This window comes from Arthrobacter sp. HMWF013 (assembly GCF_003061105.1).
Taxonomy (GTDB): Bacteria; Actinomycetota; Actinomycetes; order Actinomycetales; family Micrococcaceae; genus Arthrobacter.
This window is the reverse complement of record NZ_QAIQ01000282.1, coordinates 1-12,073: the sequence shown is the minus strand read 5'-3', so window position 1 is coordinate 12,073 and position 12,073 is coordinate 1. Positions and strand designations below refer to the sequence as shown.

Below are 12,073 nucleotides of genomic sequence, written 5' to 3'. Positions count from 1 at the left end.
CCCCAAAGGTTCCACTTGCGCTCCCGCGCGTCGGCATCGAACGATGGGAACCGTTCGTAATCCTCGGCGTCCATCACGTTGGAGAACCTCAGCCCGGTGATGCTCAGCTCGGGATCCCACCGGGTCAGCTGGATGGCCATCTGCTCCTCGAGGTGCTTCACCAGCGAGTAGGTGCTCTCAGGCCGGGCCGGATATTCCTCATCCACAGGAATGTAGGGCGGATCATTGTCGAACGGCAGCCCCAGGACCGTCTCGCTCGAGGCGTAGACCACCCTCTTGATGCCGGCCCGCCGGCACGCCTGGAAGACGTGGTAGGTGGAGAGCATGTTGTTCTCGAAGGTGGCGGCGTCCGGAATGATGCCGGGTGCGGGGATGGCTCCCAGGTGGACCACGGCGTCGAATCCGGTGTGCCTGCTGTCAAGGCTGAGGAGCACATCGAGCACCTGGCCGTAATCGCGCAGATCCACGATTGCCAGGCCCGGGTTCCTGTCCCCGGTGCGGTCCAGGTTCATGACCTGGTGGCCGTCGTCCGTGAGCCTGCGGACCACGTGGCGCCCGAGTTTTCCGCTTCCGCCTGTTACTGCAATCCTCATCACGCCACTCCTTCTGCAAGAAACTTTTCGACGGCGGCAATGGCCCGCTCGGTGATCGCCCCGGGTTCGCCGCTGCCGTCAACCGAGACCAGCATTCCCCGGCCAGCATAGACGGCCACGACCTCGTGCGTTTCGCGGTGGTAGAGGTCCAGGCGGTGCCGGAAGACCTCGATGGTGTCGTCCTTCCTCCCCTGCTCCTTGGCCCGCTGCAGCATCCGCTGTTCGAGTTCTGAATCCTGTGCACGGAGCTCCACCACGGCGTCGAGGCGCTGGCTCCGGGAGGCAAGCATGTTGTCCAGTTCAGTAACCTGCGTGGCAGTCCGGGGATACCCGTCAAGCAGGAACCCGGGCTCAAGATCCGACTCCTGGAGCCGGTCCTTGACCAGCGCATTGGTGAGCTCGTCCGGAACAAAGGCGCCGTCGTCGAGGTACTTGGCCGCCTCCACCCCCAACGGTGTTTCCTGGCTGACATTGGTCCGGAAGATGTCACCCGTGGACACTGTGGGGATGCTGAAATGCCGCGCGATATGCACCGCCTGGGTGCCTTTTCCCGATCCGGGCGGCCCGATGATGAGCAGTCTGGTCATGTTCTGTCCCTCCGCGGCGTCATAGCCGGCTGGTTTCGGGTCCGTCGCCGGCAGCGCCAACGTGTGCTTCATTCTGCCTATAAGCCTCACACAACACCAGCCTCCCGGAGGCCCCGGGCCGCGGCGACTTATTGCATTTCAGGCACCTCCGGCCTGTATATTATTCTGGATATCGGTTTAGCAGCAGGCCGTTGGAGAGTTCGTCCGAACCAGCGACCTTCGCGTTTTCCTGCCTCTGCGGTGGGTTGCGGGGTGTTGCGGGCTCGTTTTGACCTGAGCGAATGGCACCAAGAACCGTGGCCGGCGAGTCAACTGCAAATACAGCTACATCAATCACCGAGCACCTGCATGAGGAACTTCTCAACAGCGCCGATGTTGAGGAGTTCCTGAACGAGCTCGCTCGCGTTGCCGTCCGGAATCTATCGGCTCCCGCTGACGAAGTGCTGTGTGGCATCGCCCTCCTTCGCGAGCGCAAGGCAGCCACCGTTGCCAGCAGCGGACCTGCTGCCCTGGCCCTCAGCCGGATCGAATACCGGTCCAGCGAAAGCCCCGGCATGGCTGCCTCACAGGACCAGGTGAGCGTCCTCATCGCCGACGTCGTCGAGGACACGCGCTGGCCCGAATACTCTGAAGCGGTCACCAGCCAGGGAATCCGCTCTGTCCTGGCCATTCCCTTCCAGCTCCAGGGCGAAACCAAAGCGGCCCTGCTCCTGTATTCGCCGCGTCCCCGCCGCTTCGAAGGCCGCACCCTGGAATCCGCAGAGGACTTCGTGCGCCAGACGTCCCTGGCGTTGCGGCTTGCCGTCCGCTTCGCCCATTACAGCGACACTGCGGCGAACCTGCGGGCCACCCTGGAGTCCCGCACGGTGATCGACATGGCGGTGGGCATCATCATGGCGCAGAACCGGTGCAGCCAGCAGGAAGCCTTCGACCTCCTGAGGGCGGCGTCAAGCACCCGGAATTCAAAGCTGCATAAGGTGGCGGCCTCCGTGGTCAGCGCGCTGGGCCAGGGCCCCGTCCGGACACATTACGACGGGTGAGGCCAGGGAGGCCCCTGCCAGCCCGTACACTGGTTCAAAGCCGGCTCCGGGGGTCCCACATGGAAACAAAACTTGTCTGCCTGGTCATTGAGGACGACGACGACATCCGCATGCTGGTCACAGTGGTGCTGACCCGTGCCGGGTTTGACGTCCGCGCAGTGGCAAACGGCGCCGAGGGCATCGTTGCGGCGGCAGATCCCTCAGTTTCACTCATCACCCTGGACCTGGGCCTGCCTGACATGGATGGTCATATCGCCGCCCGTGCCATCCGCGCCCTCAGCAAGGCTCCCCTGCTTTTCCTCACCGCCAGGTCAGAAGAAGATGAGATCCTCGCCGGGATGGCGTCCGGCGCGGCCGCCTACCTGACCAAGCCTTTCCATCCCAAGGAACTGCAGGAACTCGCGCTCAGGCTGTGCCCGCCGGCCCCGGCCCGCCAGGAGCCTGCCCGCAAGGATCCGGCCTCGCGCCAGGTTCAGTAAGAGGCTCAGGTGACCTGGTCAGCCTCAGGCGGCTGACCGACGTCGGACCCCGCCACCACCGCGATGGCCCCCAGGAGCAGCGCCGCGTTGGCCCAGAAGATGCCCAGGACCCCCAGCGGCGCGGCGAACGAACCGACGGCGATGGGCAGCGTGATCTGCGCCAGCCGGTTGACCGTTATCCGCAGCCCCAGGACGGCGCCGTGGCTCGATGATGCGGTCAGCGCAATCACCCAGGCCATGGTCAGAGGCTGGGGAATGCCCAGCCCCAGGCCCAGGCCGATCATCACGGCAATAGCTCCGTAAGGACCCACCAGCGGCAGGGCGGCCAGGGACAGGACTGCCGCCCCAATGGACACCAGCAGCATCGCCTTCCGGCCAAAGCGTCCGATCAGCCGGGTCAGGCCAACCCTGCTCGCCACGGAGACTGCAGCGCGGAGGGCAAGGAGCATTCCGACGACGGCGGCGCTGACGTTCTGTTGCGTCGCCCAGACCGGAACGAACGCGTACATCAGGTCCACGGTCACCAGCACGGCGCCGCTGACCACCAGGGAACGCCACAATCCCGGCGCCTTCAGGACACTGGCCACACTGACGGGCTCCGGCGCGATCCTGTGCCTGCCCTTACGCAGGCCGGCGTCCGTGCGTCGGAGGAAAAAGTACGCCGGCGTGGCCAGCGCGGTGAAGACCAGGCAGACGATCAGGCCCAGGCTGGTATCAGGCTGGGCCCCTGCCGGTGCACCCAGCGTGGCCACGAGGGTCACTGCCGGCGGACCGATGAGCTGGCCGGTCGATGCGGCGGCAGTCAGGGTTCCGAACGCACTGTCAGTGGACCCATCTGCGCTGACGTGCGCCACAAACGCCTGCTGGCCCACCATCACCATCAGGTGCCCCAGCCCGATAATGACGCTGGCCGCGAGCAGCACGGGAAGTCCCCTGAAAGCCAGCATGGTGAAAGTTCCTCCGGCTGCGATCAGGAGCCCCGCAAATGCCATCACGGTGCCACCGAACCTGTCGGCAAACCTGCCTGCGGGCAAAGCGGTGAGCAGGGCGGGCAGGGCAAAACTCGATGCGAGGAAGCCCAGGAAGACGGGGTCAGCGCCTTCGGCGAGTGCCCGGTAGCCGATGATCAGCCGGATGCCCACCCACGAGGCCTGCGCCGAGACCGCCTGGGCGCTGAGGGCTGTGCGCCAGCCGCCCCTCACGCCCGAAGCGGAATTTCGTCCGCCCCGCCCAGGAGGCGGGTCAGATCCTCGATTCCGTCCCTGGCAGCCCTGTAGCGGGCGGGGTCCAGGTGGAAAACGGCGAGCTGCAGGGCATAGGCCAGGAGAACAGGAATCAGCTGGGTGCGGTATTCGCCGTCGTCCCCCCGCCGGGCGGTGATGAGATGGTCCGGGCTGGGGCGGAAGTGGTAGCCCGGCACGTCCGAGATCAGGATGGACTTGCCGCCCCTCCGTGCGGCCTCGGATACCAGCGCCGCAAGCTGGACAGGTGCTTCGCGGAGCGCGAAACCAATCAGGGTGCTGTTTTCGTCGAAGCTGACGAACCGCTCGGCCAGGTCCTTGGGTGCCGTCCCCAGCGTGACTGTTGTCAGGCCCAGCCGCCGCAGCCGGCGCGCCATCAGGTCACGGGTGGGCTTCTCGTCATCCCTCGAAAACAGGTAGATGGTCCGGGACCCGTGCAACGTCCTGGCCGCTGCGTCGAGGTCCTCCTGGGAGACGAAGTGCGGCAGCCGCTTCAATGCAACGATTTCGTCTGCCACAAAAGCGGACAGGTCGTAGCCGGTGTCGCCGCGCATGATGCCGCCGTGTTCCTCGTGGATCCGGGTCTCGTCCTTGCGCAGGTCATTGCGCAGGTCCGGGTAGCCGCGGTAGCCCAGCTTCTTTGCCAGGCGCACAACTGTTGATTCATGGGTTTTTGCCCGATCCGCTACCTCTGCGGCGGGAATTCCTGACATGTCGTCCCCCATCAGGACGTTCATGACGCGCTCCTCAGAAGCGCTGAGCTGGACCGTACTGCTGGCCACTACTGCTTTGAAACCCACTCTGGCTCTCCTTTGAGGTCCCTGTTTGCACAACTGTGATGCTTGACACTCTCTCACGGTCATGCAATCCTGTGCAAGGTTGCAAGATCGGTTTAGGGCCAATCCTGCTCCCCTTATCTCACCACTTTGCCGCAGAGAGGCGGACAACGAAGATGCAAACCCTCAACGCACCTGTTGCGCTTGAATGGACGGTGGCCTCAGCGGCCGTCGCCGGAGGGCTGGCCATGGCTGTGGTCGGCGCCGGCTACGGGCTGACGAACACCTCCGGCGTGGGGGCCGGATTCTTTCCCACGGTGGCCGGCACGCTCATGGCACTGGCCGGTGTCCTGTGGGCCATTCAACTGATGGCTGCCCGCCGGACAGCCGTTCCGGCCCATGTCACCGGTGACACGGTTGAATCGCTCCCGCCGCACCACGAGTCGGAATCGGCACTCGTTTCCCTGCTCGACGACGACAACAGTGACGAACCCGATGCTCCAGATTTCCCGGACCGCCAGGGATGGGCGCGCGTGGGGATCATCTCCGGCGCTATCCTCCTTGCCGCCCTGCTCCTCCCCCTCCTGGGCTACACGATCGTCATGACCCTCATGCTGGGAACCATCCTGTTTTTCGTCAGCAAACGGAAGCTCTGGATGGCCATCCTGGTGGCAGTCGGCGCCGCGCTGGCCTCGCGGCTGGTCTTCGAGGTCTGGCTGGGAACAGCCCTTCCGACGGCCAGCATTGAATTCCTCTCCGGACTGGGGCTGTAGCCGTGGGATTCGATCAGCTCCTGGGTGGCCTTGCCACCGTATTTACCCCTGAACACCTCCTGTTCGCCCTCCTTGGCTGTGTCCTTGGCATGCTGGTGGGCGTCCTCCCGGGCTTCGGGCCGGCAGCCGCTGTGTCATTGCTTATCCCGGTCACGTTCGGACTCGATGCCACCTCGGCCATCATCATGCTGGCCGCCATCCTCTACGGTGCGGCCTACGGCGGAACCACGACGGCGGTCCTGCTCCGGATTCCCGGCGAGGCCTCCTCGATCGCCACCACCCTTGACGGCTACCAGATGGCGAAGAAGGGACGCGGCGGACCGGCCCTGGTCATCGCCGCACTGGCGTCATTCGTCGGCGGGCTGATCGGCGTCATCGGCTTCGTGGTGGTGGCACCTTTCAGCAGGCTGGCACTGGAATTCGGCGCCCCTGAACTGTTCCTCGTGTCCCTCCTGGGCTTCGCGCTGATCACCAGCTTCGCCGGGTCCAACCCGGCAAAGGCACTGCTCAGCGCGGCGGCCGGACTCGCGATCGCCACGGTGGGCGTGGATTCCGGCGTCGGCATAGCCCGCTTCACCTTCGACATGCCCGAACTCTTCGACGGCCTGGGCCTGGTGGCAGTGGTCATGGGCGTCTTCGGCCTCAGCGAAGTCCTCGGCCAGGCGCAGAAAGGCCCGCTGGGCGTCCCCAGCCCGCTCAAGGTGGCCAGGCTCCTGCCCACCCGCACCGACCTGCAGCGTTCAGCGTTCCCGTCACTGCGCGGATCACTGATCGGCTTCTTCATGGGCCTGCTGCCGGGCTCCCCCGGTGCCGCCACCTCCCTGGCCTCCTACGCGGCGGAGAAGCGGATCTCCAAGCGCAGCAAGGAATTCGGCAAGGGCGCGGTGGAAGGCATCGCCGGGCCGGAAGCGGCCAACAATGCCCTGGCCGTCTCGTCCATGATCCCGCTGTTCACCCTGGGCATCCCCACCTCGGCAACAGTGGCCATCATGGCCGGCGCGTTCACCATGAACGGGCTCATCCCCGGGCCGCTGCTGTTCCGTGACAACCCTGACGTGGCCTGGGCCATCATTGCCAGCCTGATCGTGGGCAACCTGATCCTGCTGGTGCTCAACGTCCCGCTGGCCCGCGTCTGGATCGCCGTTCTGAAGGTCCCGTTCCACTACCTCATGGCCGCCATCCTGGCGTTTATGTTCCTGGGCACCTACTCCATCAACGGCAGCCCGTTCGACATCCTGATCATGCTGGGCGCAGGAATCCTGGGCTACATCTTCCAGCTCGTCAAAGTGCCCCTGACCCCGCTGGTCCTGGGACTGATCCTCGGCCCGCTGCTCGAAGAAAACTTCCAGCGGTCCCTGGCGCTCTCCCGCGGCGATTACGGCGTGTTCCTGGAAGGACCCATCAGCCTCACGCTGATCGGTGTCATTGTCCTGGCCATCCTGTTCGGCGCCGTCCGCCCCCTCATTGCTTCCATGCTGAAGAAAAAGACCACCACCCCCATCGCACCAAAGGAGCTTGCGAAATGAAGAAACTCACTGCACTGACCACCACCGCCCTCGCCGCATCCGTTGCCCTGGCCCTCACGGGCTGCGGCGGCACGGCCGGCAGCACCACCACCTCCGCCGCCGCCGACTTCCCGAAGGCCGGCTCAACCATCGAATGGATTGTCCCCTCCGCGGCCGGCGCTGGCAACGACATCCTGGCCCGCATCGTGGCGCCGGCCATGCAGGAGGACCTGGGTGCCAACGTCAAGGTGGTCAACAAGGAAGGTGGCAGCCAGGTGGTGGGCCTGAACTACGTTGCCCAGGCCAAGCCCGACGGCCTCACCTTCGGCAACACCAACATCCCCTCCATCCTGGGCCGCTACCTGGACCCGTCCAAGAAAGCGGCCTTCGACCGCAGCAGCTTCACGCCCATCGGTTCCTTCGCCACCAACTCCGTGGTGATCGGCGTCAACAAGGACAGCAAGTACAAGACCATCAAGGAACTGTTCGACGCCGTCAAGGCCGAACCCGGAAAAATCACCGTGGGAACCGACTCCCGGGCCGGCGATGACCACATCAACCTGCGCCTCCTGGAAAACGCGCTCGGCCTGGACTTCAACATCGTCCACTACAACAGCGGAGCCGACAAAGTGGCCGCGATCGTCTCCGGCGAAACCGACTTTGCCCTCGGTGGTGTGTCCAGCTTCTTCGGCCAGTACAAGTCCGGCGACATCAAGCTGCTGACAGTCATTGAGGACAGCCCCAGCTCCTTCGTCCCGGACGTCCCCACCATGAAGAGCTCCGGCTACGACGTCGATCCCATGGCCAGCAACTTCGCCCTCTCCGTCCCGTCCAAGACGCCCAAGGACGTTGTGGCGAAGCTCGAGTCCGCGCTGAAGAAGGCCGCCGAGACCCCTGCCGTGCAGGAAAAGCTCAAGGGCGCAGCCACCCAGCCCACCTGGGTCCCCGCCGCGGATGTCAGCAAGATGTGGGAAGAGCGCGAAACCCTCATCAAGCCGGTCATCGACGAACTCCTCAAGCAGCAGTAACCATGGACACCACCAGAAAGGCCGGCGACACCATGCAGGCAGAACAAAAGTCCCCGCCCTCCACGGCTGAGCTCGTGCGCCGCCTGGCAGCCATCCCGGCAGCCAACATCGGCGACGCCCAGGAGCGGATCGGTGTTGCCTCGGCACTCTCCCCCTCCTGGCCCGGTGCCAAGCTGGCCGGTCCCGCCTACACCGTGTGGACCCGCCCGGGCGACAACCTCTACATCCACAAGGCCCTGGACGATGCCCGGCCCGGTGACGTGATCGTGGTCAACGGCGGCGGGGACCAGTCCCGTGCCCTGATCGGCGACATGATCGGCATCCGGGCCAGGAACCTGGGGATTGCCGGCTTTGTGATCGACGGCGCAGTCCGCGACGCCGACGCCCTGGCGGAGTGCGGGCTGCCGGTCTTCGCCCGCTCCGTCACCCCCGCCGGACCCTACAAGTTCGGCCCCGGCCGCCTGCAGCTCCCGGTGGCGATTGACGGCGTCGTGGTTTCCCCGGGCGACATCGTGGTGGCGGACGCCGACGGTGTTGTGGTGGTCCGCCGCGAGGAAGCGGAACAGGTCCTGGCCGAGGCGGAAAAGATCGAGGCCAAGGAAGCAGCCAAGCGCATCGCTTTCGAGGGCGCCGCCGTCTGACCCGCTGACACCAGCAGACGCTGCTCCCGGCAAACGCTGGCCGGCTCCAACCACGGTTGGGGCCGGCCATTGCGTTGCCCGCTTCCACCCTTTCACAGGCTCAGCACATACTCGGCAAACCGGAGCGATAGCTTGGCTGCCTAGAAATGATGCATGACTCCTCTCAAGAACAAAGAACGTCATGGCGGCCGGGTACGGCGCGCCGTCGTCGCAGGGGCCGTTGCCCTCACGCTTTCAGCGGGAGGAGCCACCGCCTGGGCGCTGGACCGCTTTGTGGTCCAACACGTCGAAATCTCGGACGTTTCCGCCTACGAGGCCAGCCAGGCAGGTACGGGCGGGTCCGCGACCACAGCAAAAACCACCACAGAATCCACCACCACCGCCGTCACAACCGATACCTCTTACGTCTCCGACAGCTCAAACATCAACATCTCCACGGTGACCACAGGCAGCGGCGACAGCACCATCACCTACTACGTCGCCGACGTCGTGCTCAGTGATGCCACCACCCTCCAGTCAGCGTTCGCCGAGGACAGCTTCGGCGAGAACATCACCGAAACCACCTCGGCCATTGCCGAGGCCAACAACGCGATTTTCGCCATCAACGGCGATTACTACGGCTTCCGGGACACCGGCATTGTGATCCGCAACGGCGTGATCTTCCGCGATGAAGGCGCCCGCCAGGGCCTGGCCTTCTACGCCGACGGCACCGTGAAGGTGTACGACGAAACAGCAACCACCGCTGAACAGCTCCTCGCCGACGGCGTCTGGAACACCCTCTCCTTCGGCCCGTCCCTGCTGGACAACGGCGAGGTGGCCGAGGGCATCGAGGACGTGGAGGTGGACACCAACTTCGGCAACCACTCGATCCAGGGCGAGCAGCCGCGCACCGCCGTCGGCATCATCGACGAGAACCACCTCGTGTTTGTGGTGGTGGACGGGCGCAGCCCCGGCTACAGCGCCGGCGTCACCATGACCGGTCTGGCCGAGATCATGCAGGGCCTCGGTGCCACCACGGCGTACAACGTCGACGGCGGCGGATCATCCACCATGTACTTCAACGGCGAACTGGTCAACAACCCGCTGGGCGAGAACAAGGAACGCGGCACCTCCGACATCCTCTACATCGCAGGGTAGGGCCGTGATCATCCTGATCCCGGCCTATGAGCCGGACCAGCAACTGCCCGCCCTGATCCGCTCCATCCGCGACGCCGTACCGTGGGCCACCGTGGTGGTGGTGGATGACGGCAGCGGCCCGGAGTTCAAGGACATGTTCGACGGCGTCAAGGCCCTTGGGTGCCACGTGATCGGGTACGCCCGCAACCGGGGAAAGGGCTTCGCCCTCAAGACCGGCTTCGGGTTCATCGCGGACCACATCCCCGGACAGAATGTGGTCTGCGCGGACAGCGACGGCCAGCACACCATCGTGGACATTCTCCGCGTGGGGGCCGCGGTGAAGCCCGGCTCAGGAGCCATGGTGCTGGGGACCCGGAACTTCACCGGCAGCGTCCCGGCACGCAGCAAATTCGGCAACAACGCCACCCGCCTGCTGTTCACCCTGGCCACCGGCGAGCGCATATCCGATACCCAGACGGGCCTGCGCGGGTACCCGGCGGCCATGCTCCCGTGGCTTCGTTCAGTCCGCGGCGAGCGCTACGAGTACGAGCTGAACCTGCTGCTGGAAGCCAGGCAAAACGGATACGCGATCCACACCGTGGACATTGCCACCGTCTACCTTGACCACAATTCGGGCTCCCATTTCCGGCCCGTGGCGGACTCGGTCCGCATCTATGCGCCCCTGCTCAAATTCCTTGCCTCGTCCTTCGCGGCGTTCCTGGTGGACACCGTGGTGTTCCTGCTCCTGACCCTGGTCACCGACTCACTGCTGCTGGCGGTGGTGGGAGCCAGGGCCGTGAGCTCAGCGGTGAATTTCCTGGTGAACCGGCGCGTGGTGTTCGAACATGGCCGGGACCGGCCGGCAGCGGCAGCCGGGATGCGCTACTTCAGCCTGGTCATTGTCCTGCTCGCCGCCAACTACGGGTTCATCTACGCCCTTGATGCGCTCTCCGTGGCGGCCCTGCCGGCGAAGGTCCTCGCCGAAATCGCCCTCCTCGCCATCAGCTATGCGGTGCAGCAGCGGTATCTCTTTGCGGGGAGCGCGGGCAGCGGCGCTGCGCGGCGAGGTCTTCCGACCCATCCGCGTCAGACCAGCCCGGCTCCTCCGACCGCACGAAAGGGGTAGCCCCCTCGGCCTTATCCGATGGCGCCCGTCAACTTGGCGTAGGCGGTGGCCTGGTCACGGACCTGGACCAGGTACGTATCGGACTGGTTGTAGGAGTAGACGGCCTGGGTCCAGCCGTTGTTGGTGGTGAGGTTGCGGCCGTGGGCGCACAGGTAGCCCGCCGCGCTGAGCGCGGCGTCGTCGATGTTAAAGGGATCCGCTGTCCCGTCACCGTTCCCGTCCCGTCCCGCCAGCTCCCACGTGGAGGGAATGAACTGCATCGGCCCCACGGCACGGTCCCAGCGGGAGTCGCCATCCAAGGCCCCGGCATCAGTATCAGCGATGGCGGCGAACCCGTTTCCGTCCAGGCTGGGGCCAACGACGGGTCCGCTGGCCTGTCCTGCGGAGTCCAGGCTTCCGCCGCCGTAAGCCCCGTGGCGGGATTCAACGAAGCCGACCGCCGCCACCGTATTCCAACCGATCCCACAGCCCGGAGAGGCGAGGTTGGTCGCGCCGGCCGCAGCCACGTAGGCCCGGAGCGCCCTCGCCGGAATACCGGTCTGCGCGGCAGCCTGTGCGAGCCACCCGGCGTCCGCGTTCCGGGTGATGTTAACGGCCGACGTGATGCCACCGGAAAGCGTTTCGAGTTTCGCCTCAGACCGCGGCGGCCGATCGAGCACAACACTGGCGTCCGCGCCGGACTGCTGCAGCGCCCAGAATGACGCCCCGGTGATGACGCAAACCGTGACCACACAGAAAACGATGAGGCGCCTGAGACGGAGCACGGCGTCACGGGAGTCAGTCACATGTTTGATCCTATCGATCGCAGCCGGCCCAGGAATGCCGACGGCCTGATGCGATGATCCCCCCGTGGAAAACAGGAGATGAACTCCCGGCGAACACTCATATTCGGGCCTAGGTTCCGTCACAGCACCAGCACAGCTTGGCCGTGGATCGTAAAGAACAGCCCACCAACAGATTCCGGAGAATCCGATGACTTCCCTCATTTTCATCGCCGCAGACCTCGCGGCCATCAGCGTCCTCACGTTCGTCCTCTACCTCCGCCGCCACCGGCGCCGCGACCTGGTGGTGTCCTATCTGGGCATGAACGTGGGCGTCCTCGCAGTCGCCACCGCCCTGTCCGGCTCCTCAGCCGGACTCGGCCTGGGACTCGGCCTCTTCGGTGTCC

Annotated in this window: 14 protein-coding genes; 9 read left to right on the top strand and 5 right to left on the bottom strand. The window is 65.4% G+C overall.

The genetic code is table 11. The features are described 5' to 3' along the window. On the bottom strand, positions 1-593 hold a 593-nt coding region (locus DBR22_RS11090; RefSeq protein WP_108599058.1), incomplete at its 3' end, for an NAD-dependent epimerase/dehydratase family protein. After that, positions 593-1,180 (bottom strand): adenylate kinase, encoded by a 588-nt coding sequence (locus tag DBR22_RS11085; protein WP_108599061.1) that lies wholly within the window; start codon positions 1,178-1,180, stop codon positions 593-595. The genes DBR22_RS11085 and DBR22_RS11090, both read right to left, overlap by 1 nt. Before the next feature lie 296 nt (positions 1,181-1,476). Here DBR22_RS11085 and DBR22_RS11080 point away from each other — a divergent pair, with 296 nt between their 5' ends. Continuing rightward, positions 1,477-2,220, top strand: a complete 744-nt coding sequence (locus DBR22_RS11080) for a GAF and ANTAR domain-containing protein (RefSeq protein ID WP_108599057.1) — start codon at positions 1,477-1,479, stop codon at positions 2,218-2,220. A 59-nt stretch (positions 2,221-2,279) separates the two neighbouring features. After that, positions 2,280-2,699: a response regulator transcription factor gene (locus DBR22_RS11075; RefSeq protein ID WP_108599056.1), complete on the top strand. Its 420-nt coding sequence runs from the start codon at positions 2,280-2,282 to the stop codon at positions 2,697-2,699. Positions 2,700-2,704: 5 nt separating this feature from the next. On the opposite strand, the gene DBR22_RS11070 is transcribed toward DBR22_RS11075, so the two are convergent. Then, positions 2,705-3,901, bottom strand: a complete 1,197-nt coding sequence (locus DBR22_RS11070; protein WP_108599055.1) for an MFS transporter — start codon at positions 3,899-3,901, stop codon at positions 2,705-2,707. Then, positions 3,898-4,740, bottom strand: a complete 843-nt coding sequence (locus DBR22_RS11065; RefSeq protein ID WP_181365135.1) for a MurR/RpiR family transcriptional regulator — start codon at positions 4,738-4,740, stop codon at positions 3,898-3,900. Before DBR22_RS11065 ends, DBR22_RS11070 begins: the two co-directional genes overlap by 4 nt. Positions 4,741-4,892: 152 nt before the next feature. Here DBR22_RS11065 and DBR22_RS11060 point away from each other — a divergent pair, with 152 nt between their 5' ends. The 6 genes from DBR22_RS11060 (at position 4,893) to DBR22_RS11035 (ending at position 10,905) form a co-directional block, all read left to right on the top strand. After that, positions 4,893-5,489, top strand: coding sequence for a tripartite tricarboxylate transporter TctB family protein (locus DBR22_RS11060; protein ID WP_181365134.1), 597 nt, complete (start codon positions 4,893-4,895; stop codon positions 5,487-5,489). A gap of 2 nt (positions 5,490-5,491) precedes the next feature. Next, positions 5,492-7,015: a tripartite tricarboxylate transporter permease gene (locus DBR22_RS11055; protein WP_258229149.1), complete on the top strand. Its 1,524-nt coding sequence runs from the start codon at positions 5,492-5,494 to the stop codon at positions 7,013-7,015. After that, a complete protein-coding gene (locus DBR22_RS11050; protein WP_108599052.1) occupies positions 7,012-8,022 on the top strand; it encodes a Bug family tripartite tricarboxylate transporter substrate binding protein in 1,011 nt (336 codons plus the stop codon). Before DBR22_RS11055 ends, DBR22_RS11050 begins: the two co-directional genes overlap by 4 nt. A 2-nt stretch (positions 8,023-8,024) precedes the next feature. After that, positions 8,025-8,663, top strand: a complete 639-nt coding sequence (locus DBR22_RS11045; protein WP_375134951.1) for a methyltransferase — start codon at positions 8,025-8,027, stop codon at positions 8,661-8,663. A 153-nt stretch (positions 8,664-8,816) separates the two neighbouring features. After that, a complete protein-coding gene (locus DBR22_RS11040) occupies positions 8,817-9,800 on the top strand; it encodes a phosphodiester glycosidase family protein (protein ID WP_108599051.1) in 984 nt (327 codons plus the stop codon). Positions 9,801-9,804: 4 nt separating this feature from the next. Next, positions 9,805-10,905, top strand: coding sequence for a bifunctional glycosyltransferase family 2/GtrA family protein (locus DBR22_RS11035; RefSeq protein ID WP_108599050.1), 1,101 nt, complete (start codon positions 9,805-9,807; stop codon positions 10,903-10,905). 11 nt (positions 10,906-10,916) lie between these two features. On the opposite strand, the gene DBR22_RS11030 is transcribed toward DBR22_RS11035, so the two are convergent. After that, positions 10,917-11,669 (bottom strand): lytic transglycosylase domain-containing protein, encoded by a 753-nt coding sequence (locus DBR22_RS11030; protein ID WP_258229150.1) that lies wholly within the window; start codon positions 11,667-11,669, stop codon positions 10,917-10,919. 208 nt (positions 11,670-11,877) lie between these two features. Here DBR22_RS11030 and DBR22_RS11025 point away from each other — a divergent pair. Beyond that, positions 11,878-12,073: DUF4956 domain-containing protein (locus tag DBR22_RS11025; protein WP_146187475.1), on the top strand; the 196-nt coding region annotated here is incomplete at its 3' end.